23 protein-coding genes and 1 riboswitch are annotated in these 22971 nt (G+C 68.3%); of the genes, 6 read left to right on the top strand and 17 right to left on the bottom strand.

All coding sequences use genetic code 11. The features are described from left to right. Nucleotides 1-307: 307 nt before the first annotated feature. Nucleotides 308-1771 (top strand): MFS transporter, encoded by a 1464-nt coding sequence (locus C5F75_RS09970; RefSeq protein WP_104012128.1) that lies wholly within the window; start codon nt 308-310, stop codon nt 1769-1771. Nucleotides 1772-1838: 67 nt separating this feature from the next. Here the strand turns inward: C5F75_RS09970 and C5F75_RS09975 are convergent, their stop codons facing one another. From C5F75_RS09975 to C5F75_RS09995, 5 genes are all read right to left on the bottom strand, one after another. Next, nucleotides 1839-2732 carry a LysR family transcriptional regulator gene (locus C5F75_RS09975; protein WP_059585343.1) on the bottom strand — a complete coding sequence of 298 codons (894 nt, stop codon included), beginning with the start codon at nt 2730-2732 and terminating at the stop codon, nt 1839-1841. A gap of 104 nt (nt 2733-2836) precedes the next feature. Continuing rightward, entirely contained in the window at nt 2837-3664 is an 828-nt protein-coding gene (locus C5F75_RS09980; protein WP_059585342.1) for an alpha/beta hydrolase, read from the bottom strand. A gap of 224 nt (nt 3665-3888) precedes the next feature. Next, entirely contained in the window at nt 3889-4272 is a 384-nt protein-coding gene (locus tag C5F75_RS09985) for a VOC family protein (RefSeq protein WP_104012129.1), read from the bottom strand. 33 nt (nt 4273-4305) lie between these two features. Further along, nucleotides 4306-5268, bottom strand: a complete 963-nt coding sequence (locus C5F75_RS09990; protein ID WP_059585340.1) for a hydroxymethylglutaryl-CoA lyase — start codon at nt 5266-5268, stop codon at nt 4306-4308. 21 nt (nt 5269-5289) lie between these two features. Next, a complete protein-coding gene (locus C5F75_RS09995) occupies nt 5290-6480 on the bottom strand; it encodes a CaiB/BaiF CoA transferase family protein (protein ID WP_104012246.1) in 1191 nt (396 codons plus the stop codon). Between the two features lie 258 nt (nt 6481-6738). Between C5F75_RS09995 and C5F75_RS10000 the strand changes: the two genes are divergently transcribed. After that, nucleotides 6739-7704: a D-2-hydroxyacid dehydrogenase gene (locus C5F75_RS10000; protein ID WP_104012130.1), complete on the top strand. Its 966-nt coding sequence runs from the start codon at nt 6739-6741 to the stop codon at nt 7702-7704. Between the two features lie 208 nt (nt 7705-7912). Here C5F75_RS10000 and C5F75_RS10005 read toward each other — a convergent pair whose 3' ends face one another. The 6 genes from C5F75_RS10005 to C5F75_RS10030 all read right to left on the bottom strand — a co-directional run bounded on the left by C5F75_RS10005 (nt 7913) and on the right by C5F75_RS10030 (nt 13030). After that, the gene (locus tag C5F75_RS10005) at nt 7913-8125 is read right to left on the bottom strand and encodes a hypothetical protein (RefSeq protein ID WP_059585338.1); all 213 of its coding nucleotides are present in this window, start codon (nt 8123-8125) and stop codon (nt 7913-7915) included. A 196-nt stretch (nt 8126-8321) separates the two neighbouring features. Further along, nucleotides 8322-8759 (bottom strand): hypothetical protein, encoded by a 438-nt coding sequence (locus C5F75_RS10010; protein ID WP_059585337.1) that lies wholly within the window; start codon nt 8757-8759, stop codon nt 8322-8324. Between the two features lie 130 nt (nt 8760-8889). Then, nucleotides 8890-9813: an ABC transporter permease gene (locus tag C5F75_RS10015; RefSeq protein WP_059585336.1), complete on the bottom strand. Its 924-nt coding sequence runs from the start codon at nt 9811-9813 to the stop codon at nt 8890-8892. Then, nucleotides 9813-10685 (bottom strand): ABC transporter permease, encoded by an 873-nt coding sequence (locus tag C5F75_RS10020; RefSeq protein WP_059585335.1) that lies wholly within the window; start codon nt 10683-10685, stop codon nt 9813-9815. The genes C5F75_RS10015 and C5F75_RS10020 overlap by 1 nt, the downstream gene beginning before the upstream one ends. A gap of 49 nt (nt 10686-10734) precedes the next feature. After that, nucleotides 10735-11814, bottom strand: coding sequence for an ABC transporter ATP-binding protein (locus C5F75_RS10025; protein ID WP_059585334.1), 1080 nt, complete (start codon nt 11812-11814; stop codon nt 10735-10737). Nucleotides 11815-11863: 49 nt separating this feature from the next. Beyond that, the gene (locus tag C5F75_RS10030; RefSeq protein ID WP_059585333.1) at nt 11864-13030 is read right to left on the bottom strand and encodes an ABC transporter substrate-binding protein; all 1167 of its coding nucleotides are present in this window, start codon (nt 13028-13030) and stop codon (nt 11864-11866) included. Nucleotides 13031-13493: 463 nt separating this feature from the next. Between C5F75_RS10030 and C5F75_RS10035 the strand changes: the two genes are divergently transcribed. Then, on the top strand, nt 13494-14198 hold the full coding sequence (locus C5F75_RS10035; protein WP_059585371.1) for a glutathione S-transferase N-terminal domain-containing protein: 705 nt from the start codon (nt 13494-13496) through the stop codon (nt 14196-14198). Nucleotides 14199-14589: 391 nt separating this feature from the next. Here the strand turns inward: C5F75_RS10035 and C5F75_RS10040 are convergent, their stop codons facing one another. Continuing rightward, a complete protein-coding gene (locus C5F75_RS10040; protein WP_059584039.1) occupies nt 14590-15024 on the bottom strand; it encodes a winged helix-turn-helix transcriptional regulator in 435 nt (144 codons plus the stop codon). Nucleotides 15025-15133: 109 nt separating this feature from the next. On the opposite strand from C5F75_RS10040, the gene C5F75_RS10045 reads away from it, so the two are divergent. Beyond that, nucleotides 15134-15751, top strand: coding sequence for an FMN-dependent NADH-azoreductase (locus tag C5F75_RS10045; protein ID WP_104012131.1), 618 nt, complete (start codon nt 15134-15136; stop codon nt 15749-15751). Nucleotides 15752-15937: 186 nt separating this feature from the next. After that, on the top strand, nt 15938-16573 hold the full coding sequence (locus C5F75_RS10050) for a DsbA family protein (protein ID WP_104012132.1): 636 nt from the start codon (nt 15938-15940) through the stop codon (nt 16571-16573). Nucleotides 16574-16817: 244 nt separating this feature from the next. Here C5F75_RS10050 and C5F75_RS10055 read toward each other — a convergent pair whose 3' ends face one another. Continuing rightward, nucleotides 16818-17339, bottom strand: coding sequence for a MarR family winged helix-turn-helix transcriptional regulator (locus C5F75_RS10055; protein ID WP_059584044.1), 522 nt, complete (start codon nt 17337-17339; stop codon nt 16818-16820). A gap of 130 nt (nt 17340-17469) precedes the next feature. On the opposite strand from C5F75_RS10055, the gene C5F75_RS10060 reads away from it, so the two are divergent. Further along, complete coding sequence (locus C5F75_RS10060) at nt 17470-18648, top strand: MFS transporter (RefSeq protein WP_104012133.1); 1179 nt, start codon at nt 17470-17472, stop codon at nt 18646-18648. 51 nt (nt 18649-18699) lie between these two features. Here the strand turns inward: C5F75_RS10060 and cobM are convergent, their stop codons facing one another. The 4 genes from cobM to cbiE are packed head-to-tail and all read right to left on the bottom strand — an operon-like array spanning nt 18700 to nt 22550. Further along, entirely contained in the window at nt 18700-19428 is a 729-nt protein-coding gene (cobM, locus tag C5F75_RS10065; protein WP_059584048.1) for a precorrin-4 C(11)-methyltransferase, read from the bottom strand. A gap of 43 nt (nt 19429-19471) precedes the next feature. Then, entirely contained in the window at nt 19472-20203 is a 732-nt protein-coding gene (locus C5F75_RS10070) for a cobalt-precorrin-6A reductase (RefSeq protein WP_104012134.1), read from the bottom strand. Further along, nucleotides 20200-21288 carry a cobalt-precorrin-5B (C(1))-methyltransferase gene (locus tag C5F75_RS10075; protein WP_104012135.1) on the bottom strand — a complete coding sequence of 363 codons (1089 nt, stop codon included), beginning with the start codon at nt 21286-21288 and terminating at the stop codon, nt 20200-20202. The genes C5F75_RS10070 and C5F75_RS10075 overlap by 4 nt, the downstream gene beginning before the upstream one ends. Continuing rightward, nucleotides 21288-22550 carry a precorrin-6y C5,15-methyltransferase (decarboxylating) subunit CbiE gene (cbiE, locus tag C5F75_RS10080; protein ID WP_104012136.1) on the bottom strand — a complete coding sequence of 421 codons (1263 nt, stop codon included), beginning with the start codon at nt 22548-22550 and terminating at the stop codon, nt 21288-21290. Before cbiE ends, C5F75_RS10075 begins: the two co-directional genes overlap by 1 nt. A 202-nt stretch (nt 22551-22752) precedes the next feature. Then, nucleotides 22753-22943, top strand: a riboswitch (cobalamin riboswitch). Nucleotides 22944-22971: the final 28 nt, after the last annotated feature.

Consider the following 22971-nt stretch of genomic DNA (forward strand, 5'->3'; position numbering starts at 1 on the left):
CGGATGGCGCGGGTGCGCATCGTTTTCGATACGCACTCGCCCGCCACGCAGGCTGCAACGGCCTGCCGCGCGAATCGTGTCCACCGCGCGCTCCCTACCCTTTCTGCTCGGGAAAGGATGCTTGAAACATCCTCAATTATCACGTGCCGCCGATTTGCCCACCATGTGTCGGACGATCGGCGCAGCCCGCATGGCCGCCTCTTGCACCTGCCCGGCGATGCCTGGCGTCGCATCGTGCGGCCGACGCGTGACGCCGGCTAAGAACGGCCAGCCCCGCGCCCCCGCATATCGATAATCAGGAGACACGATGAACAGCCAATCCCTCGACCTCGACGGCCACGCGGGCGCACGCGCATCCGCCCGCACGTCGGCTGCCTCCGCAGGCACCGGCGTCGACGCAACGACCCTCCCCGCCCGCCGCGTCACGCTCGGCGATTTCATGGACGATCTGCCGGTCGGTGCGTTGCACCGCTTCGTCGTCTGGGTGATCGGCATCGGGCTGTTCTTCGACATGTACGAGATCTTTCTCGTCAGTACGATCGGCTCCGCGTTGCAGCACGAATACGGGCTGAGCCGGCAAAGCGCCGATTTCAAGCTGCTGCTGGCGTCCGCGTTCATCGGCATGTTCGTCGGCGCGATGTGCCTCGGCAGCCTGGCCGACCGCATCGGCCGGCGCAAGGCGTTCCTGCTCACGCTCGGGTGGTACAGCGCGTTCTCGCTGGTCGGTGCGTTTTCGGTGAGTGCCGACATGCTCGTGGCCTGCCGGTTCCTGACCGGCATCGGCGTCGGCGCGATCTATCCGGTCGCCGACAGCTTCCTGTCCGAAATCCTGCCGAAGGACAAGCGCGGGCGGCTCGCCGCGTGGGCCTACACGACTTCGTATGTCGCGGTGCCGCTCGTCGGCTTTCTCGCGCTGTGGCTGAACCCGCTGCATGTGGCGGGCGTCGCGGGCTGGCGCATCATCCTCGCGGTCGGCAGCCTCGGCGCCGTGTACGTGCTGCTCGTCCAGCACCGGCTGCCGGAAAGCCCGCGCTGGCTGCTCGCGCAAGGCCGCACGGCCGATGCGCACGCGGCGCTGCGGCGTTTCGCGCAAAGCGCCGGCGTGCCCGTGCCCGAGCATTTCGCGGAACCGGTCCAGCCGCAGCGGCCGCTCGGGCTCGGCGAGCGCATCGCGCTGCTGCGTCGCCGTCCGTACGGCGCGCGCTACGTGATGCTGGCGATCTTTCACCTGTTCCAGGGCTTCGGCTATTACGGGTTCGGCACGCTGGCCGGCACCGTCGTGAAAAGCCGCGGCTTCGACGTGACGGACAGCACGTTGTTCATCGCGCTGTCGTTCATCGGCTATCCGATCGGCTCGCTGCTGTCGATTCCGCTGCTCAACTGGATCGAGCGCCGCACGCTCGTGATCGTGTCGATCCTGTCGATCGCGGTGTTCGGGCTGTGCTTCGCGTATTCCGGCAATACCGTGCTGATCGTCGGCTTCGGGTTCCTGACGACGTGTGCGTCCAACGTGTTCAGCAACGCGTATCACGTGTACCAGGCCGAGATTTTCCCGGCCGGCGCGCGTTCGACGGCGATCGGCAGCACCTATGCGCTGTCGCGCATCGTCAGCGGCGCGCTGCCGTTCGTGTTGCTGCCGGTGCTCGTCGACTACGGCGCGGGCGCGATGTTCGGCGTGATTTCGGTCGCACTCGGCATCGTCGCCGTCACGCTGCGCGTGCTCGGCCCGCTCACCACGCGGCGCAGCCAGGACGAGATCAATCCGGTTTGACGCGGCGATCGGCACGGGGCGCACGCACGCGTGCCCCGTGCGTCGCCGTTTCATCGCCTCATCGCATTCAGCGCGCCGACATGAAATCGAACAGCTTCGCGACGTCGGTCGTCAGCACCGCGCCGGCCTTCACGCCGACCCATAGCGTGCGCGTCGCCCACGCGTCGTCGAGCTTCACGACACCGAGCCGCGCCGCGCGCTCGCCGGTCACCGCATCGCGCGGCAGCACGCCGATGCCGAGCCCCGCCTCGATCATCCGGCTCACGCCGTCGAAATTCGATACCTGGATCCGCAGCTTCAGCGAGCGCTCGGCCGCGAACGCGGCGTCGGTCATGCGCGCGAGCAGCGAGCTGCCGTCGCTCAGGCCCACGTAGTCCTCGTCGAGCGTATCCGCGAAGCGGATGCTGTCGCGCACGGCGAACCGGTGCGCGCGCGGCACGAGCAGCACGAGCTCGTCGCGCCGGTACAGCCGCCGGTCGATGCCGGGCGCCGGCACGTTGTCGGCGAATACACCGAGATCGGCCTTGCCCGACGCGATCGCGTCGACGATCTCGTGGCTCAGCCGCTCCTCGAGACTCACCTTGATGCCGGGGTTGCCGGTGAGGAACGCGGCGAGATCGGCGGGCAGGAACTGGACGATCGCCGACGTGTTGGTCCATACGTGGATATGGCCGCGCACGCCTGCGACGTAGTCGCTCATCTCGTGCGCCATCCGGTTCACCTGCTCGATCACCTTCGCCGCATGATCGAGCAGCGCGCGGCCCGCGGGCGTCAGCTCGACGCCGCGCGCGTGCCGGACGAACAACGCGCTGCCGGTCACGCTTTCGAGTTCGGCGATGCGCTTGCTGACCGCGGACAGCGTGAGCTGGCCGTGTTCGGCTGCCTTCGTCAGGCTGCCGTGCTCGGCGACGAGCGCGAACACGCGCAGCGACTGCAGATCGAAATGAAGCGGGTTCACCATGTCGGGGGTCCTGGGAAGGCCGTGCGGGGGACGTCGTCATCGCGCCGGCCTGACGCCGATCATACGCCGGGCCGTGCGCATGCGATACGCACGATACGGCGCGGCTAGCGCGGCGCGATGGCGTGCAATGCGGCGAGCATCGCGCCGTCCGGCGTCGCGAGATCGTCGAGCACCGCGAAGTGCTGCATGCCGGGCAGCCACGCGCGGGCGATCCGCTCGCCGGCGGCTTCGCACGCCGTCGCGTATTCGTCCGCCTGCCGAACGAGTTCGGGCAGTTCGGCGTCGCCGACCGCCACGACGGTCGCCGCGCCCGGTCCGACATGGCGCAACGGGCTGTACGCGTCGACCTCCCGCGCGGTGAGCTGCAGCTTGTCGTTCAGGCAGCACAGCGCGATCGGTTCGAGATCGACGAGCGGACTGATCGCGAGTGCCGACACGACGGCCGGATGCGCGCGATGCATGGCCGTCAGATGGCCGCCCGCCGAATGGCCGCTCAGATGGATCGGCCGCCCCGCGATGCCGAGGCCGTCGCGGTCGGCCGCGAGATGGTCGAGCAGCGCGCCGATCTCGCCGACGATATCGGTCATCGTCGCGACCGGCGCGAGCGTGTATTCGGCGAGCACGACGTCGTAGCCGCACGCGAGCGGCCCGCTCGCCGCATACGCGAAATCCTCTTTCGTGCAGTGTTGCCAGTAGCCGCCGTGGATGAACACGAACAGCGGCGCGTCGGGCTGCCCGCACGGCAGCCAGTCGAAGCGCTGCGCGGGTTGCGCGCCGTAACGCAGGTCGCGGCGGCCGGGCGTCGCCGCGTACAGCGCCGCGCTGCGTGCCTGGCATGACGCGAGCAGCGCGGGGAAATCGGGAACAGCCCTCGTGTTCAGGTACGCGGCGTCGAGCGCCGCACGGTCCATGCCGCGATAGAGGATCGTCATTCGGGAAGCGTCTGGATCGGGTTGCGGATGCGCGCGGCACGTTTGTCCGTGCGCGCGGCGAAGGCGGCGGTCGGGCCGACGCCGTTGCGCCATTATCCGCGGCGCGGCCGCGCACGGCTATCCGGAATCGGCGGGCGCGGCGCGTGCCTGTCCGCTTTCGGCGAAGGACTGCGACGCCGTGCGCGCGGCGGCCGGCGCTCGCGCGGGCGACCGAGCCCGGCAAGTCAGATCGGTTCGGAAATCTCGATCAGGTTCAGGTCGGGATCGCGCACGTAGATCGAGCGGATCTTCTGCGTCGCGCCGGTGCGTTCGACGGGCCCTTCGACGATCCGCCAGTCGACGCGCCGCAGGTGCGCGATTACGTCGTCGAGCGGGACCGACGCGATGAAGCACAGGTCGAGCGCGCCCGGCACCGGCACGTGCGCTTTCGGCTCGAATTCCGCGCCGCGCACGTGCAGGTTGATCTTCTGGTTGCCGAAACGGAACGCGAGCCGGCCCGCGCCGAAGGTTTCGAGCTGCATCTGCAGCACCTCGGTGTAGAAATGCTTCGTCCGTTCCGGATCGACGCAGGTCAGCACGAGATGATCGAGGTGGTCGATCAGCGCCATGGCATTCGCTCCTGTTTATGTTTCTGTTGCTGTTCACGAGAACGCGCGTTGCGCGGGCTTGCCGCCGGCATCGGCGCGCGGCGGCGGATGAAGGTCCGAGCGGCGCCCGGCCTTCAGGATCTGGCTCGGCACGTCATGCCCGATCAGCGCGGGCAGCCGTGCGGCCGCGGCGAGCACGGCCGCGAGGTCGATGCCCGTATCGTAGCCGTCGAGTTCGAGCATGTGCACGAGTTCCTCGGTGCAGACGTTGCCGGTCGCGCCCGGCGCATACGGGCAGCCGCCGAGCCCGCCGAGCGACGCGTCGAAACGGTCGATGCCGGCGTCGAGCGCGGCGAGCGTATTCGCGAGCGCCATCCCGCGCGTGTTGTGGAAGTGCAGCGTGAGCTGCAACGCAGGGAAGCGCTCGCGCGCACGTCCGGACAAGTCGCGCACCTGCGACGGAAACGCCATGCCGGTCGTATCGCACAGCGTGAAGCCGTGCACGCCGAGATCCGCGAAGCGCTGCATCCATGCGAGCACGGTTTCGGCCGGCACGTCGCCTTCCATCGGGCAGCCCATCGCGGTCGACAGCGACACGTTGATCGCGACACCCGTGCCGCGCACCGCGTCGATCACGTCGCGCAACTGCGCGAACGACTGCTCGCGCGTCATCCGCAGGTTCGCGCGGTTGTGACTCTCGCTCATCGACATCACGAGGTTCACCTCGTCGACGCCGCACGACAGCGCGCGCTCGGCGCCGCGCACGTTCGGCACGAGCGCCGTATAGACGACGCCCGGCGCGCGCGCGATGCCGTGCATCACGGCTTCCGCGTCGCGCAGCGCGGGAATCGCCTTCGGCGACGTGAACGACGTGACCTCGATCTTCGCGTAGCCGCAGGCGCTCAGCGCGTCGACGAGCGCGATCTTGTCGTCGGTGTCGACGAACGCCGCTTCGTTCTGGAAACCGTCGCGGGTCGCGACTTCGTGGATGTGGAGTCGTTGCGGATGCGCGTTCATGTATTCGTCCCGGTGGCTGTTTCAGATCACGCCGCGCGTGCGCCAGTCGTCGCGCGTCGCCGCATCGATGCCGAGCGATTCGAGCACCGCGTCGGTATCCGCGCCCAGCGCGGGGGCCGGCCGCTCGATGCGCCCGGGCGTGGCATCGAGTTTCGGCACGATGCCCGGCACGAGCAGGGGCGTGCCGTCGGGCAGCGCGGCGTCGACGATCATGTCGCGCGCACGGTAGTGCGGATCGGCCGCGATGTCGGCCACGTCGTAGATGCGTCCGGACGGAATGCGCGCGTCGTTCAGCGCGGCGAGCACGTCGTCGAGGTCGTGGCGCGCGCTCCATTCGCCGATCGCCGCATCGATGTGCGCGACCTGCGCGACGCGCCCGTCGTTGTGCGCGAGCGCCGGATCGTTGCCGAGATCGGGCCGGCCGATCAGTTCCATCAGGCGCCGGAAGATGCTGTCGCCGTTGCCGGCGATCAGCGCGTACCGGCCGTCGCGGCAGCGGTACGCGTTGGTCGGCGCGATCCCCGGCAGGCTGCTGCCGGCCGGCCCGCGCACCGCGCCGAACGCCGCATATTCGGGCAACAGGCTTTCCATCATGTTGAATACCGATTCGTACAGCGCGACGTCGACGACCTGCCCCTTGCCGCCCTGCTGCTCGCGATGCCGCAACGCGAGCAGCACGCCGATCACGCCGTGCAGCGCCGACAGCGAATCGCCGAGCGAGATGCCCACGCGCACCGGCGTGCGGCCCGGTTCGCCCGTGAGGTGGCGCAGCCCGCCCATCGCCTCGGCGATCACGCCGAAGCCGGGGCGGTCGCGATACGGGCCGGTCTGCCCGAAGCCCGACACGCGCAGCATCACGAGCCCCGGGTTGAGCGCGGACAGCGTGTCCCAGCCGAGCCCCCAGCCTTCGAGCGTGCCGGGCCGGAAGTTTTCGATCAGCACGTCGGTCTCCGCGACGAGGCGGCGCACGACGTCCTGCCCTTCGGGCGTGCGCAGATCGAGCGTGAGCGAGGTCTTGTTGCGCGACTGCACGGCCCACCAGACCGACGTGCCGTCGTGCAGCAGCCGCCACTTGCGCAGCGGGTCGCCGACGCCGGGCGGCTCGACCTTGATGACGTCCGCGCCGAATTCGGCGAGCATCCGGCCCGCGAGCGGCCCGGCGATCAGTTGGCCGAGTTCCAGCACGCGGATGCCGTCCAGGGGGCGTGTCATGACTGTCTCCGATGAAATCGCGTTGTCGATGACGGCGATCATGACGGCGTTCGCGCCCGGCGAAAATCGCTCGATGGTCAACCTGCCTTTCCGAAACGGAAAGGCGGGCGACGGCGCGATCGCGGTATCGGCCAAGCGGGACGCGCCAGCCTTTCCGTCCGGGAAAGCGCGCTCGCGCAACGGTCAAACGACGGCGCGCGCGCCGCCGGCAGAATCGGGGCCGTTCCGCGCCATCGGGCGCTTGCCAGCGAGACCGCCATGTTTTCCGTTTCTTCTCCCGCGAAGATCGTGTTTCTCGACCGCGCGACGCTGTCGCCCCAGACCGTGCTGAAACGATTTCCGTTTCCGCACGCCTTGCAGACATTCGACCGGACGGCCGCGCACGAGGTCGCGGCGCGCATCCGCGACGCGCACATCGTCGTGACGAACAAGGTGCGGCTCGACGCGACGGCCCTCGCCGATGCGCGGCAGATACGGATGATCGCGATCGCGGCGACCGGCACCGACATCGTCGATCTCGATGCGTGCGCGGCACGCGGGATCGTCGTGAGCAATATTCGCGGCTATGCGGTGCGCACGGTACCCGAGCACACGTTCGCGCTGATCTTCGCGCTGCGCCGCAGCCTCGTCGCTTATCGCGACGCGGTGCGCGCGGGGCGCTGGCTCGACAGCGGACAGTTCTGCTTTTTCGATCACCCGATTCGCGACCTGGCCGGTGCGACGCTCGTGATCGTGGGCGACGGCGTGCTCGGGCGCGCGGTGGCCGCCATCGCGCGGGCGCTCGACATGCGCGTGCTGTTCGCGGCACACGGCGACACCGCGCGCGACGGCCATGCACCGTTCGACACGCTGCTGCGCGACAGCGACGTGATCACGCTGCACTGCCCGCTCACGCCCGCGACGCGGCACCTGATCGACGCCCGCGCATTCGCGCGGATGGCGCGCCGGCCGCTGCTGATCAATACCGCACGTGGCGGGCTCGTGGACGAAAGCGCGCTCGTCGAGGCGTTGCAGTCGGGGCAGATCGCGGGCGCGGGGTTCGACGTCGTCACGCAGGAGCCGCTGCCGGCCGCGCATCCGTTTCACGCGATCCTGTCGCATCCGGCGTTCATCCTGACGCCGCATGTCGCGTGGGCGAGCGACGAGGCGATGCAGACGCTGGCCGATCAGCTCGTGGACAACGTCGCCGCGTTCGTCGGCGGCGAGCCGCGGCATGTCGTGTGACACGCACGAACGGAACGGCCCCGCTCGATTGCTCGAAGCGGGGCCGACTGAATGCGGGGCTGCTTGCGCCAGCGACCCGGCACATGAAGGGTTCGTGCCTCGGCCCTGTCTGGCGGCGGGTTTCCGACTATCTGATGGGCGCTACTTCAACGCGTTCAGACCGGCAAGGATGCCGATATCAGGCCAGTCCGAAAAGCGGAAAGCCGGCTCAGTAGGCGGACATCTCGACGCAAGGGTCGACCTTCGACGGCGAACAGATGACCGAGTACTTGGCGCTCTCGCGCATCAGCGCCTCGCCTTCGTGCAGCGCGATCTTGATCTCGGGGTGACGCTCGTACGCGAGGAAGGCCGAGCACACGACCGCGGACATCACGACGAGGGAAAACACAAATTTTTCAAGGGCTTGGAAACGTTCAGGCATGATCTTGACCTTTCTCTCAGCCCGGAATTATACCTTGAGATAAGGGTTTTCCCTATAACCCTGCCCGCATACCGAGGATGCGTTCAAATCAAGATAGGCGCGATGGTCGCGCCCTTTCATCAAAAACATGTCGCCGCGGCCCGCGCGGATGGGGCCGCATACACGAGGAAGGAGAAGAAGGTTCGCCGCCGGCGCGTCACTGCGGCGTCGAAGCGCCGCTCGCCGCATTGCCCGGCCACGCCTTGCCGATATGGTCGATCAGCGACTTCGCGGTGCCCGTCACGAGCGCCGCGTCGACGCCCGACGTCTGCCATGAGCCGTCGGCCGCCTTCACGAAGGTCAGGTTCGCGCGCGACGGCGAGTAATCGGCGTTGCGCCACGTGACCACGACGTCGCACGAGTACGTGCGATCGCCGAGCTTCTTGCAGTCGCCGTCGGGTTTCGCCGATACGACGTCGGCCGATACGGGCAGCGGCTGGCCGAACAGCGCGTTCAGCCCGCCGTGGTTTTCCGCTTCGAGCGCGCGGCGCACGGCGGCGTCGACGTCGCTCGATCCGGGACCGTCGTGAAGCAGGTTGCAGGCCGCCAGCAGCGTCGACGCGCCGGCGAGGGTCAGCAGCAGTTGAAACTTCATGGATATCCGTCGATCGGGGGAACGCCGCGTAGTCTGCAACGTCCGCGTGTCGTGCGCGGTATCCATTTGTAACCAATTGCACGACGGCTGGGCGGCACGGCGGCCGCGCGCGATCGTGCGACGCCCCCGCCTACTGCCGTTGCTGCTTCACGCGGCTCACGAGTTGCGTCGGGCTGACGAACTGCAGCGCGATCACGACCCACACGAGCGTGATCGCCATGTAGATCATCGCCATCGCGTCGATCGACTGCGGCGCGCGCACGCCGGTCGAGAACACCGCGTAATACAGCGCGACGACAAGCGTCTGCGTGCTCGGGCCCGCGGTGAAGAACGTCAGCTCGAACATCCCGATCGTGCGCACGAGCACGAGCAACCCGGCCGCGAGCATGCCGGGCACCAGCAGCGGCAGCAGCACGTAGCGGAAATAGCGCCACGTGTTCGCGCCGAAGATGCGCGCGGCGGCTTCGAGGTTCGGATCGATCTGCTCGATGAACGGTGTCATCACGAGGATCACGAACGGCAGCGCCGGCACGAGATTCGCGAGGATCACGCCCGGCAGCGTGCCCGCGAGCCCGATCTTGTACATCACGGTCGCCATCGGGATCCCGTAGGTGACGGGCGGCACCATCAGCGGCAGCAGGAACACCAGCAGCGCGAAGCGCTTGCCGCGAAACTGCACGCGCGCGAGCGCATACGCGGCCGGCACGCCGAGCGCGATCGACAGCAGCACGACCGCGCCGACGACCTCGACGGTCACCCACAGCACGCTCGCGAGCTGGAAATCCTCCCATGCCTTCGCATACCAATGCAGCGTGAAGCCCTGCGGCAGCGGCGTGCCGAACCAGCGCGTCGCGACCGAGTTCACCGCGACGGTCGCGATCAGCAGCATCACGTTCAGCAGGAAGAACGCCATCAGCCCCCAGACGAGCGCCTTCCATGCGCGGCCGGCGAGATTGCTTTTCATCCGATGCGGTTTCCTTGCATCGACGGGCCGCGCATCGGGGGCGTCGTGCTTCGGCGGCCACGTGCGAGCGGCATGATTGTCGGTCGCCATCAGCCCTTGCCTCCCGTTACCGCACCCGTGTAGAAGAAGCGGCGCGCGCCGAGCATCGACGCGACCACCAGCAACTGCGCGAAGCCCATCACGATCGCGATCGCCGATGCGAGCGAATAGTCGTAGCTTTCGAACGCGGCTTCGGCCGCCGCGATCGAGATCACGCGCGTCGGCCCGGCCGGCGCGCCGAGCAACACGGCCGACGGGAACACCGAGAACGCCTGCACGAACGACAGGCACGCGGCCATCGTGAGCCCCGGCACGAGCAGCGGCAGGTAGATCTGCCGGAACTGCTGCCACGGGTTCGCGCCGAGCGTCGCGGCCGCGCGCGCGAGCGTCGGGTCGATGCCGCTGATGTACGACAGCATCAGCAGGAACGCGAACGGAAAGCCCGACACGATCAGCGACAGCAGCACGCCCCAGTAGTTGTGCGTGAGGCGCACTTCGTCGGTGTACAGGTGCAGCCCCTGCAGCGCCTGCGGAAACCAGCCGTTCGGCCCGAAGTACGTGAGCATCCCGTCGGCGACGAGCACCGTGCCGAGCGTGACGGGAATCACGAGCAGCGTCGTGACGAACTTCTGGTACGGCGAATGGCGGCGCAGCGCGAACGCGACCGGCACCGCGATGCCGACGTTGAGCAGTGTGGCCGGCACCGCGAGCTTGAGCGTGACGAGCACGGTCGGCCACATCGCCGTGTCGGTGAAGAACTGCACGTAGTTCGCGAGCGCGCCGCCGCCGTTCATCGGCTGGAACGACAGCACGAGGCCGTACGCGAACGGATAGATGAACAGCGCGGCGATGAACGCGAGCGCCGGCGTGACGAGCCAGGCTTTCGCGTCGCGCGCCGCGCCGCCGGTCGCGAGCGTGCTCATGCGGCCTCCGGGCGGGACGCCGCCGAGCGCGCCGCGTGGCGCAGCCCGTTCATTGCCCGTCTCCCGCATAGACGAGCGTGCGCGCCGGCGCCACGCGCAGCCTCAAGCGCTCGCCTTCCGTGAACTCGCAGGCCACGCGCGCCCAGATCGCGCCGAACGGCGTGATCGCGCGGATCAGCGAGTCGCGCCCGCCGTACTCGACCGTCTCGACGGTCGCGTCGAATGCATTGTCGGCGCCTTGTTCCGCGCGCTCGATGTCGTCGGGGCGCAGCGCGACGACGACCTCCTTCGCGTCGAAGCCGGCCATCGGCACGCCCGCGAGGCGCACGCCGCCCGACGCGACGTTCACGTAATCGCCGGCCATGCCTTCGAGCGTGAACGGCAGCACGTTGCGATAGCCCATGAAACGCGCGACATGCAGATTGTGCGGGCGCGTGTAGACGTCCTTCGGCGACGCGACCTGCTGCACGACGCCCTCCTTCATCACGACGATACGGTCGGCCATCGACAGCGCCTCGTCCTGGTCGTGCGTCACGTAGATCGTCGCGCGTTCGAGCTGCGTGTGGATGCGGCGGATCTCCGCGCGCATCTCGATGCGCAGCTTCGTGTCCAGGTTCGACAGCGGCTCGTCCATCAGCACGAGCGGCGGCTCGATCACGATCGCACGCGCGATCGCGACGCGCTGCTGCTGCCCGCCCGACAACTGCCCGGGCAGCTTGCCTTCGTGACCGACGAGCTGCACGAGCTCGAGCGCCTGCTGCGCGCGCCGCCGCGTTTCCTGCTTCGGCACGCCGCGCATCTTGAGGCCGAAGCCGACGTTGTCGAGCACCGACATGTGCGGGAACAGCGCGTAGTTCTGGAACACCATGCCGAAGCCGCGACGCTCGGGCGGCAGCACGTCGATGCGCGTGTCGTCGAGCCAGATGCCGCCGCGCGTGAGCGGCTGCAGCCCCGCGATGCAGTTCAGCGCGGTCGATTTGCCGCAGCCCGACGGGCCGAGCAGCGCGATGAACTCGCCGCGCCGGATCTCGAGGTCGAGCCCGTCCAGCGCGGCGACCTGCGCGCCTTGCGCATTGGTGAAACTGCGGCACACGCCGTCGAGCCGCAACCGTTCGAAACTGTGATTCATTCCACGAACTCCATCGACGCGGACGCCGCGGCGCCCGCCGGTTCAGGCGTCACTTCGATTTCTGCGAACCGATCTCGCGATCCCATTTCTGGAACGCGGCGACCATCGCCTGCGCATTGAGCGGCTGCACGTGCGGACGATCGGCGAGCAGCTTCGCGTATTCGGGGCGGCCGAACTTGCGCACGACTTCCTGGCTGTGTGCTGGCGCCATCTCGAGCGTCACGCCCTTCACCGCCGGGCCCGGATAGAAATAGCCGTCGTCGTAGGTCATCGCCTGCTGCGCCGGTTCCAGCAGGAAGTTCATCAGCTTGAACAGCACGTCGAGCTTTTCCTTCGGCACGCCCTTCGGGATCACCATGTAGTGCGCGTCGTTGACCCACGTCATGTTGTCGAACGCCTGGATCTTGAATTCGGCCGGCACGATGCCGAGCGCGCGCGGGTTGAGATCCCAGCCGGTGACGGTCACGGTCATGTCGCGTGTGCCCTCGCCGAGCTCCTTCATCACCGCCGACGTGCCGCCCGGGTAGTACGGCACGCATTCGTTCAACTGTTTCAGGAACGCCCAGGTCTTGTCCCAGCCGTTGATCGGGTCCTGCGGATTCTTGTCGCCGAGCACGTACGGCAGCCCCATCAGGAACGTGCGGCCGGGGCCGGAGTTCGCCGGGCGCGCATAGATCAGCTTGTTCGGGTGCGCCTTGCACCACGCGAGCAGCTGCTCGGGCGTCTTCGGCGGGTCGCTGACCTTCGCCGGGTTGTATTCGAGCAGCGGGCCGGCCGGCATGTAGGTCACTACGAGGCCGAAGCCCTGCGCGAGATCCTGCATCTTGCGCGGGCCGGGCGCGTATTTGTCGAGCACGCCGGGGAGCGCGGCCGCGTTGTCGGGCAGCAGCTTCTGCCACAGGTTCTGTTCGATGCCGGCGGCCAGCGCGTCGGTGCCCGTCAGCACGAGATCGATGTCGGCGCGCCCCGCCGCCTGCATCGCCTTGATCTTGCCCGGCAACTGCGGCGCGGGTGCGTTCGTGAACGTGACGTTCGCGACGAGACTCGGGTTCTTCTCCTTGAACGCCTCGATGGCCTTCTGCGTGAGCTGCAGATTGCCTGCGACGTCGACGATGTTCAGCGATACGGGGGCGGCAACGGCCGCGGCGGCCGACAGCGCGAAGCCCAGTGCGAGTGCGATCCGGCGGACACGGCGAGCGATCGGGGTGGTGTTCATGTCTCCTCACTTCGGTCGGTGGATGGGACCGTTCTTGTCAGGAAATCATGACGGCGTTATACGATGTCGGTCAACAAAAAACCGCGGGATGCGGGGCGGGACTTTCCCTGACAAAAAGCTTCCGTGCGCCGACGAATTGTGCACCGCGCGACGGCGTCCGGCGTGGGCCCGCCGCTCGCGCAGGGTGTTAGGACGTCATATATCGAGGTGAGACGAACCGCGTTGGGCCGTATACGTTTCCCCCTGCCGCGCGAGAAGCGTTGCCGTCATGTCTTGCGGCACCGCGCGCGACGCCGGGCATGGCCGTCGCGCCGAACCACGGGCGGCTGCCTACGCCTGCATCGTTTTCCCGGATCGGCTACAGTGGGCGCTTTCGGCGCGCGCCGCCCTGCCGCCGCGAACCGTGCGCGAGCGCGGCGGCACGGGCGGAGCGCGGATCATTCACTTCGACGAGCGAACCTTCATGCCCGATCTGTCCGCCTTCCCGATCACGCAAAAGTGGCCGGCCCAGCATCCCGACCGCCTCCAGCTCTACTCGCTGCCGACGCCGAACGGCGTCAAGGTGTCGATCATGCTCGAGGAAACCGGCCTGCCGTACGAGCCGCACCTCGTGCGCTTCGACACGAACGACCAGTTGTCGCCCGAATTCCTGTCGCTGAACCCGAACAACAAGATCCCGGCGATCATCGATCCGAACGGCCCAGACGGCCAGCCGCTGCCACTGTTCGAATCGGGCGCGATCCTGATCTATCTGGCGGACAAGACGGGCCAGTTGATCCCGAAGGATCTCGCGGGCCGCTACGAGACGATCCAGTGGGTGATGTTCCAGATGGGCGGCATCGGGCCGATGTTCGGCCAGGTCGGCTTCTTCCACAAGTTCGCCGGCCGCGATTATGAGGACAAGCGTCCGCGCGATCGCTACGTCGCCGAATCGAAGCGCCTGCTCGGCGTGCTTGACGCGCACCTCGCGAATCGCCAGTGGGTGATGGGCGATACCTACACGATCGCCGACATCGCGATCTTCCCGTGGGTGCGCAATCTGGTTGGCTTCTATGAAGCGGGCGATCTGGTGGGCTTCAGCGAATTCCGCAACGTGAAGCGGGTGCTCGACGCGTTCGTTGCGCGGCCGGCTGTCGAGCGCGGGCTCAATATTCCGGCGCGGGGTTGATCCGCTGCGCGGGTACGCGCCGTGCGAGCCACGGCCCATGATTTGTGCCGCCCGCCGCCCGCCGCCCGCCGCCCGCCGCATTGCGCGGCGGGTTTTTTTTGACCATTGCCGATCTCCGGGGAACGCCGGGAGACCGTCGGTATTCGGCCATGAAGCATCATCGGCTTGCGTCGACGGCGAGACGTCGAGGCGTCCCGTTTGGTTCAGGGAACGGACACCCAAGTCATGCCATGAGACGTATTCGATCGCCCCTGGCCGACTCTTGGTCGGATAGATCGCAAAATGCAGCGCCTGCGCACCCCAACGAAGATCCGCGTCGGGACAGATCCCAACGCGAGCTGGCAGCCGAATTTCGCCGCTGTGTCTGCGCAAGCTTGCGGCCTAAACTCGTCTATCGACGCTGGTAGACAACGCCTTGAATCGAGACCTGATCTGGCTCCGGCTTCTCGTCAAAACGTTTATGCGCCTCGGCAATGGCGACTTGATTCTCGCTCGCCCAATTGACCAACGCCATGACAGGCTTCAACAGCGTTCTTCCCATGTCGGTGAGTTCGTAATCGACGCGAGGCGGAATCGTTGCATACATCGTTCGCGTTATCAGTCCGTCGCGTTCCAGTCCGCGCAAGGTCAGCGTCAGCATCCGCTGGGAAATGCCCTCGATGCGGCGCTTCAATTCGTTGAAGCGCCGCGGGCCGTCGGCCAGCATAGCGACAATGTAGAGGCTCCACTTGTCGCCGATGCGATCCAGGATTTCACGAGTTGCCAGGCAGCCGCCTGCGTCAGGGGCAGGCATATCGGCAGGCAGCTCGGGGGGACTAAGTGACATGCGTGTGCCTTCTTGTGGGGAAACGGCAGGAACCATACCATCCTTTGTATGAATTCATAAGTCAGGTCACTTAATCGACTTGGTTCTTATTTTATACTTGGGAGCCGCTATGAGCCACACTCTGCTTGTCACGTCCAGCCCGCGCGGGGCCGACAGCCTTTCCACCCGCTTTGCCACCGAAATCGCAGAGGGCATCCAAGCCCGCGCGGGCGGCCCGCTGACCGTGCGCGACCTTGCCGCGAATCCTCCGCCCCATATCGCACCGGCCTACATCCAGGGTCGGGTCGCCTCGCCCGCGGATCGCACGCCGGAACAGGTCGAGGCGGTGAAGGTCGCGCAAGAGCTGGTCGATGAGTTGAAGGCCGCCGATGTGATCGTGCTCGGTTCGGGCATGATCAACTTCAGTCTGTCGTCGCAGCTAAAGGCTTGGTTCGATCACGTCACCTGGCCGGGCGTCACCTTCGGTTACGGCGATATTGGGCCGAAGGGGCTGCTGACCGGCAAGAAGGTCTATCTCGTTACCGCTGCCGGTGGCGTGTTTTCGGAAGGTGCATGGGCACCGTTCGACTTTCAGACCAGCTATTTGCTGCACCTGCTCGGTTTCATCGGCCTGACCGACGTTGAAGTGGTGCGTGTCGAAGGCACGGTTTTCGGCCCCGATGCGGCGAAGGCCGTAATCGCCAACACCGAAACGGCTATCAAAGCCTTGTTGGCGAAGGCTGCGTGACCTCATGGCCCGGAAAAAACCTCGCGCCGTTCGGTGCTTCGGTGCAACCGGGCTGGCCTGAAGGCACATCATCGAGGAAGCCTTGAAGCTGGGCTACAACGTGTCCCGGCGACGACGTGAAGAAACGCGCGTCGTTCGCGGGAAGGGTCGAATCGTTGTCGGCGATCCGGTTACGAGAACAGGGTTATGCAAATAGACCTCTATACTGAAATCACATGCCCGTGGTGCATCGTCGGGCATCACCGTCTCGACAAAGTGCTGACGGAGCGTTTTCCCAACCTGGTCGTTGACATTCGGCAGCATCCAGTCCTGCTGCTGCCAGATGCACCGTCAGGCGGTCTCTATATTCCCGATTTGCTGCGTTCGCGCTACGGCATAACCGATCCGAAGGTCGCCTTTGCTCGCCCCGAGGGAGAAGCTCGCGCATCGGGCTTCGACCTGGATCTTGGTCGCCAGCTCTGGGCCTATCCGACCCAGGCTGCTCATGCCGTGATTCTGGCAGCCGCTGGGCGTGACACGCAGCACGGGCTCGCCGTTGCAATCACCGATGCTTACTTCATCGCAGCGAAGAACATCGCCGATGCAGATGTGCTGGCTGACATTGCCGCCGACTACGGTTTTAACCGCGATCAGGCGCGTGCCATCGCTCTTGATCCTGAACAGCACCATCGCGTCGAAGCGGAGGCGTTCAAGTCAGCGAATGCCGGCGTTCGTTCGGTTCCTCATTTTGTCTTTGGGGAAAGCATTGCCATCAATGGGGGGCGCAGCGAAGACGAGATTGCTGCGGCAATACAAGCGGCTTCCGGCGCAATCCCTCTCTGACGCGGCTTCCTCAAATCCAATGACTCGGAAGTCGGCGTACGCCGAGTCGACAAGGTTCCGCGGCGCTGTTCACTGTGTTGGCCGATGCTCGACCAAAAAGACCGGCCGTCGGATGACCGAAGTACTTCAAGAAGCGACGAAGGGACCGTGATCTTACGACCGACCGCAATGGGTCGACACGCGACGTCCACGAGAATTCACGAAGAACTTTTTGCCCGCCGCGTACGTTTCCATCACGCATTGTTCAACGCGAGTTCCCTTCCTCCCCTTCCGGCGTTCCGGCTTCCAACCCCGCCAGCAGCTTCCCCAACAGCCGCGACAACTGCGCCTGTTCGGTCTCTGACAACGCAGCCAGCACCGCCCGCTGGTTATCGATATGCGCGACGACCGCCTCGTCGATCAGCGCCCGCCCGGCATGCGTCAACGCGACGAGCGTCCCGCGCCCGTCGGCCGGATTCGGCCGGCGCTCGACCCAGCCGGCCTTCTGCAGCCGGTCGATGCGCGCGGTCATCCCGCCCGACGACATCATCAGCGCGTCGTACAGCGCGGTCGGCGTCAGCGCGAACGGCGCGCCGCTGCGCCGCAGCGTCGCGAGCACGTCGAATTCCCCCGGCTGCATGCCGTAGCGCGCGAACAGCGGATTGAGACGATCGCGCGCGATCACGAGCGCGGCTTCCTGCAGCCGCCCCATCACCACCATCGACGTCGCGTCGAGATCCGGGCGCTCGACACGCCATTGCGCGAGCGCGTGCTCGGCTCGATCCATTAACCCTCCTCGGCTCACCGGTTATCTTGACGTCAAGATAAATCGCCATATATCTTGATGTCGAGATACTTTACCTGAAAAACGTGCGGCGCCTGGCTGGCAGCCGCGCACCGATATCGAGGGCCTTGCAATGAATCGCTTCATCTCCCCCGGCTGGCGGCTCGCCGCGGTCGTGCTCGTCGGGCTGAACCTGCGGCCGGCGCTTGCCGCGATCGGCCCGCTGCTCGACATGATCCAGCGCGCGACGGGCATCGGCGACGGCGCGGCGAGCCTGCTGACGACGATCCCGATCCTGCTGATGGGGCTCGGCGCGCTGAGCGCGCGGCGCCTGCAGCGCCTCACCGGGATCGCGGGCGGCGTGTGGCTCGGCGTCGCGTTGATCGCGCTGGCCTGCGCGTCGCGCGTCGGGGCGCAGCACGCATGGCTGCTGCTCGCGAGCGCGTGCTGCGCGGGCGTCGGGATCGCGATGGTGCAGGCGCTGTTGCCCGGCTTCGTGAAGGCGCATTTCGCGACACGCATCGGCGGCGCGATGGGCGTCTATTCGACGTCGATCATGGGCGGCGCGGTGCTCGCGAGCGTCGTCGCGCCGTTCGCCGCGGTGCGCTGGGGCTGGCTCGCCGCGCTCGCGGGCTGGGCGTTGCCGGCGGCGCTGGCCGCACTGGCCTGGCCGCTGGCCAGCCGGGGCGACGACGCGCTTGCCTCCGGCCCGGTGTCGGTATCGGGTGCGAGGCCATCGCGTTCGCCGCGGGCGTGGCGGCTCGCACTGTTCTTCGGCATCGCGACGGGTGCTTACACGCTCGTGCTCGCGTGGCTGCCGCCATACTACACACGGCTCGGCTGGTCGCCGACCGCGGCGGGCAGCCTGCTCGGCGGCGTGACGTTCGCGGAAGTCGTCGCGGGGCTGACCGTTTCCGCGACGATCGACCGCCTGCCCGATCGCCGGCCTGCGCTGCATGCGGCGATCGCGTCGCTGCTCGTCGGGTTGCTGGTGATGCTGGCCGCGCCCGACGCGCTCGCATTGCCGGCCGCGCTGCTGCTCGGCGCGGGCATCGGCGCGCTGTTTCCACTGTCGCTGATCGTCACGGTCGACCACGCGGCCACGCCGGCCGATGCCGCGTCGCTGACGGGGTTCGTGCAGGGCATCGGCTATCTGATCGCCGGCCTGTTTCCGTTCGCGGCCGGCATCGCGCGCCAGCATCTGGCGGATCTCACGCCCGCGTGGATCGCGATGGCGTGCCTGTGTATCGCGCTGTTCGCGCTGGCGGCCGGCTTTGCGCCGAAGCAGATGCGGCAGATCGCGCGGGCCTGACGGGCCTGACGGGCCTGCCGGCCGGGCGCGCCGATGCCAAGGCCGGCGCGCTCAGCCCGCGCTCGCGTACAGCGTCGAATCCGCGAACCCTTCGGCGTCGAGCACGCGCCCGACCAGGATCAGCGCGGTGCGCTCGATCTGCGTGCCCTGTACCTTGCCGACGATGTCGGCCAGCGTGCCCGTCACGCGCTCCTCGTCGGGCCAGCTCGCGCGATAGATCACCGCCACCGGGCAATCGGCGCCGTAATGCGGCAGCACTTCGTCGACGATGCGCGCGAGATGGCGCACGCCGAGATGGATCGCGAGCGTCGCACGATGCGCGGCGAGCGCGCCGAGCGCTTCGCCCTCCGGCATCGTCGTCTTGCCCGCGAAGCGCGTGAGGATCACCGTCTGCGCGACGCCGGGCAGCGTCAGCTCGACGCCGAGCGTGGCCGCGCATGCGGCCGTGGCCGTCACGCCCGGCACGATTTCGTATGGAATCCCGAGCGCTTTCAGGCGGCGGATCTGCTCGCCGATCGCGCCGTACAGCGACGGGTCGCCCGAATGCACGCGCGCGACGTCCTGCCCTTTCGCGTGCGCGGCGGCAAGCAGCGCGACGATCGCGTCGAGATCGAGTTCGGCCGTGTTGACGACCTGCTCCGCGCGATGACCGTCGAGCACGGCGGCCGGCACGAGCGAGCCCGCATACAGGATCACCGGGCACGTGCGCACGAGGCGCTGGCCCTTTACCGTGATCAGCTCCGGGTCGCCGGGGCCCGCGCCGATGAAATACACCGTCATCGAAATTTCTCCGTCAATTCGTGGGATGAGCCGCTGCGTTGCGTCACGCGCGGGCGGCCGGATCGAGTGCGTCGACGAGCGCCGCGACCGAGTCGAACGCGCGGTCGGCATCGGGCAGCGGCGGCCGGCGCAGCATCACGACCGGCAGCCTGCGTTCGCGCGCGACGTCGAGCTTGGCCTCGGTGGCCGCGCCGCCGCTGTTCTTGCTGACGACGACGTCGATGCCTGCCAGCGCGAACAGCGCGCGCTCGCCTTCGGGCGTGAACGGCCCACGCGCGGCGACGACCTGCGCGCGGGCGTTGCCGGGGTGCGCATCGAGGCAGCGCACGAGCCAGAACTGGTGCGGCGGGATCGCGTCGAGATGCGCGAGCGGCTCGCGGCCGAGCGTGAACAGCGGGCGCCTGAACGGCGCGAGCGCGGCCTCGATGCCGGCCCAGTCGTCGACCATCCGCCAGTCGTCGCCCGGTTGCGGCGTCCACGGCGCGCGTCGCAGCGCCCAGAGCGGCACGCCCGCGGCGCGCGTCGCCGCCGCGGCGTTCGCGCTGATTTGCGCGGCATACGGATGCGTTGCGTCGATCACGAGACCGATGCCGGCGTCGCGAAGATACGCGGTGAGCCCGGCCGCGCCGCCGAAACCGCCGACGCGCACGTCGCAGCGCAGATCGTCTGGCGTCTTGCCGAGACCGGCGAGACTGTAGACATGATGTGGGCCGAGCGTGCGCGCGATCTTCAGCGCATCGCCGGTGCCGCCGAGCAGCAGGATGCGCGGGCTCATCGCGCCTCCCCGACGAAACGGCCCTGCCGGTCGATCGCGAACATCTCGACCGAGACCGACGGCGGCACGATGTCGCGCGCCACCCGCAACGCATGCGCGCAGACGAGATCGCCGAGCGGCACGCCGTCGGCCTGCGCGAGTTTCAACGCTTCCTGGCTCGTGTTCGCGGCGCGCATCGCGGCCTGCAGCGCATCGCTCGCGCCGGCCTCGGCCGCCCACTGCGCGAGCAGCGGCAGATCGATGCTCGAATGGCGGCTGTGCAGGTCGAGATGGCCGGCCGCGAGCTTGCTGAGCTTGCCGAAGCCGCCGCACATCGACAGGCGCGCGACCGGCGCGCGCCGCAGGTGCTTGAGCACCGCGCCCGCGAAATCGCCCATTTCGATGAGCGCCATGTCGGGCAGACGGTAGTGCGCGCGCATCGCGTCCTCGCTCGCGTTGCCCGTGCAGGCGGCGATGTGCGCGATGCCGTTCGCCCGCGCGACGTCGATGCCCTGATGAATCGACGCGATATAGGCCGAACACGAGAACGGCCGCACGATGCCGGTCGTGCCGAGGATCGACAGCCCGCCGACGATGCCCAGGCGAGGGTTCATCGTCTTCAGCGCGAGCGCCTCGCCGCCTTCGACGCCGATCGTCACGTCGAAGCCGCCCGCGTAGCCGTGTTCGGCGGCGAGCGCTTCGAGGTGCGTGGTCATCATCTGGCGCGGCACCGGGTTGATCGCCGGTTCGCCGACCGGCAGCGTCAGCCCCGCACGCGTGACCGTGCCGACGCCCGGCCCGGCATGAAAGCGCACGCCGGGCGCCGCCGCGAGCGCGACACGCGCGAAGATCAGCGCGCCGTGCGTGACGTCCGGATCGTCGCCGGCATCCTTGATCGTGCCGGCTTCGGCGCCCTCGGCCGTGGCGCGGCAGAATTCGAGCCGCATCATCACGCGCTGCCCCTTCGGCAGCACGATCTCGACCGCGTCGTCCGCGTGACCCGCGAGCAGCAGCCGCGCGGCCGCGAGCGACGTCGCGGTCGCGCAGCTGCCGGTCGTGTAGCCGAAGCGTAGCGGCGCGGGCTGTTCGGGGGTTTCGTCGCGCATCACGCGTCCATTGGGTTCGACGTGTTCGACATATGCGACGAGCCGGCCGCGTCTGTCGCGTCGGCCTTGCGCACGTCGTACAGCGTGACGGGCAGCGGCTGCCGCCACGTGTCGAAGCGGCCGAGCGGCTCGGCATGCGCGAGCGACACGCGCGTGAGCGTGCCGCCATGCGCATCGCGCCACGCGGCGAGCGCGATCTCGCCCTGCAGCGTGACCGCGTTCGCGACCAGCCGCCCGCCGGGTTTCAGCGACGCCCAGCACGCGTCGAGCACACCCGGCGCCGTCGCGCCGCCGCCGATGAAGATCGCGTCGGGCGCGGCGAGCCCCGCGAGCGCAGCGGGCGCGCGGCCCGCGACGAGTTGCAGGCCCGGCACGCCGAGCGTATCGCGGTTGTATTCGATGAAGCGCTGCCGCTCCGCATGCGCTTCGATCGCGATCGCCTGGCAGGATGGATGCGCGCGCATCCATTCGATGCCGATCGACCCGCTGCCGGCGCCGACGTCCCACAACAGTTCGCCGGGGGCCGGCGCAAGACGACCTAGCGTCATCGCGCGCAGGTCGCGCTTGGTGAGCTGGCCGTCGTGGCGGTATGCGTCGTCGGGCAGGCCGGGCGTGAGCGCGCGGCGCGGCGCATCGGGCCCCGCCTGGCAGTCCAGCGCGACGAGATTGAGCGCGGCGGTTTCATCGACGTTCCAGTCCTGCGCGAGGCCGTCGATACGGCGCTCGAGCGGTCCGCCCAGATGCTCGAACACGCTGACGCGCGTCGGCCCGAAGCCGCGTGCGGCGAGTTCGGCCGCGACGGCGGCCGGCGTGCGGCCGTCGGCGCTCAGCACGAACAGGCGCCGGCCCGGCAGCAGATGGCGCGCCAGCGTCGCGAGCGGACGCCCGACGAGCGACACCGCGCCGACGTCCTGCAGCGCCCAGCCGAGGCGCGCGGCGGCGAGCGACAGCGACGACGGCGCGGGCAGCACGCGCCATTCGTCGGGAGAAAGCTGGCGGGCGAGCGTCGCGCCGACGCCGAACAGCATCGGGTCGCCGCTCGCGAGCACGCATACGGGCGCGCCGCGGCGCGCGAGCAGCCCCGACAGGTCGAACGGCGACGGCCAAGCTTCGCGCGCGGCCCGCAGCCGGGCGGGCAGCATGTCGAGATGCCGTTTCGCGCCGACCACATGCGTCGCGTCGAGCAGCGCGCGCCGCGCGTGGCGTCCGAGCCCCGCGTAACCGTCGTCGCCGATGCCCACTACCGTCAGCCACGCCGTCATGCACCCTTCCCCATCGTTCGATTCCATCGTGTCGCCGCGCGGCCGTGAAAGCGCCGGTGCAGCCGTCCGCATTGCGAAAAACGGCATGGTACCGTGTTCCACCCGGCGTTTCATCCGCCGGCCCGCCAGCGCCCGATCGTTGCCCGCTTCGCCCGCCGCGAGCGGCCGGCCGGTCGCGAATCGCGGCCGAAATCGGGTATCCTACGGCCGTTCGTTCGCCGGTGCCCCTCGGGGCCGAAGAGGGAACACAGGGCGCCTCGAGCGCCGCTGTGGCTGCCCCCGCAACTGTAGACAGCGAGCCGATCTCCCCCTCATGCCACTGGTTTCACCGGGAAGGCCGGGAGCCGGCGCCGACCTGTCAGCCAGGAGACCTGCCGGCCAGAAAGTGCGTGCGTGCCAGTCGGCGTCGGGCGGGGTGTAC

It is taken from the genome of Burkholderia anthinoferrum, from assembly GCF_002925705.1.
GTDB classification, from domain to species: Bacteria; Pseudomonadota; Gammaproteobacteria; order Burkholderiales; family Burkholderiaceae; genus Burkholderia; species Burkholderia semiarida.

Bases quoted from the DNA above. Each gene is read 5' to 3' on its own strand.
- C5F75_RS09975 (WP_059585343.1), bottom strand. From the start codon at position 2,732: ATGGTGAACCCGCTTCATTTCGATCTGCAGTCGCTGCGCGTGTTCGCG.
- C5F75_RS10075 (WP_104012135.1), bottom strand. From the start codon at position 21,288: ATGCGCGACGAAACCCCCGAACAGCCCGCGCCGCTACGCTTCGGCTAC.
- cbiE (WP_104012136.1), bottom strand. From the start codon at position 22,550: ATGACGGCGTGGCTGACGGTAGTGGGCATCGGCGACGACGGTTACGCG.
- C5F75_RS10020 (WP_059585335.1), bottom strand. From the start codon at position 10,685: ATGAGCACGCTCGCGACCGGCGGCGCGGCGCGCGACGCGAAAGCCTGG.
- C5F75_RS10015 (WP_059585336.1), bottom strand. From the start codon at position 9,813: ATGGCGACCGACAATCATGCCGCTCGCACGTGGCCGCCGAAGCACGAC.
- C5F75_RS09995 (WP_104012246.1), bottom strand. From the start codon at position 6,480: ATGACACGCCCCCTGGACGGCATCCGCGTGCTGGAACTCGGCCAACTG.
- C5F75_RS09990 (WP_059585340.1), bottom strand. From the start codon at position 5,268: ATGAACGCGCATCCGCAACGACTCCACATCCACGAAGTCGCGACCCGC.
- C5F75_RS10005 (WP_059585338.1), bottom strand. From the start codon at position 8,125: ATGCCTGAACGTTTCCAAGCCCTTGAAAAATTTGTGTTTTCCCTCGTC.
- C5F75_RS10060 (WP_104012133.1), top strand. From the start codon at position 17,470: ATGAATCGCTTCATCTCCCCCGGCTGGCGGCTCGCCGCGGTCGTGCTC.
- C5F75_RS10030 (WP_059585333.1), bottom strand. From the start codon at position 13,030: ATGAACACCACCCCGATCGCTCGCCGTGTCCGCCGGATCGCACTCGCA.
- C5F75_RS10035 (WP_059585371.1), top strand. From the start codon at position 13,494: ATGCCCGATCTGTCCGCCTTCCCGATCACGCAAAAGTGGCCGGCCCAG.
- C5F75_RS10050 (WP_104012132.1), top strand. From the start codon at position 15,938: ATGCAAATAGACCTCTATACTGAAATCACATGCCCGTGGTGCATCGTC.
- C5F75_RS10070 (WP_104012134.1), bottom strand. From the start codon at position 20,203: ATGAGCCCGCGCATCCTGCTGCTCGGCGGCACCGGCGATGCGCTGAAG.
- cobM (WP_059584048.1), bottom strand. From the start codon at position 19,428: ATGACGGTGTATTTCATCGGCGCGGGCCCCGGCGACCCGGAGCTGATC.
- C5F75_RS10045 (WP_104012131.1), top strand. From the start codon at position 15,134: ATGAGCCACACTCTGCTTGTCACGTCCAGCCCGCGCGGGGCCGACAGC.
- C5F75_RS10010 (WP_059585337.1), bottom strand. From the start codon at position 8,759: ATGAAGTTTCAACTGCTGCTGACCCTCGCCGGCGCGTCGACGCTGCTG.
- C5F75_RS10040 (WP_059584039.1), bottom strand. From the start codon at position 15,024: ATGTCACTTAGTCCCCCCGAGCTGCCTGCCGATATGCCTGCCCCTGAC.
- C5F75_RS10055 (WP_059584044.1), bottom strand. From the start codon at position 17,339: ATGGATCGAGCCGAGCACGCGCTCGCGCAATGGCGTGTCGAGCGCCCG.
- C5F75_RS10000 (WP_104012130.1), top strand. From the start codon at position 6,739: ATGTTTTCCGTTTCTTCTCCCGCGAAGATCGTGTTTCTCGACCGCGCG.
- C5F75_RS09980 (WP_059585342.1), bottom strand. From the start codon at position 3,664: ATGACGATCCTCTATCGCGGCATGGACCGTGCGGCGCTCGACGCCGCG.
- C5F75_RS09970 (WP_104012128.1), top strand. From the start codon at position 308: ATGAACAGCCAATCCCTCGACCTCGACGGCCACGCGGGCGCACGCGCA.
- C5F75_RS10025 (WP_059585334.1), bottom strand. From the start codon at position 11,814: ATGAATCACAGTTTCGAACGGTTGCGGCTCGACGGCGTGTGCCGCAGT.
- C5F75_RS09985 (WP_104012129.1), bottom strand. From the start codon at position 4,272: ATGGCGCTGATCGACCACCTCGATCATCTCGTGCTGACCTGCGTCGAT.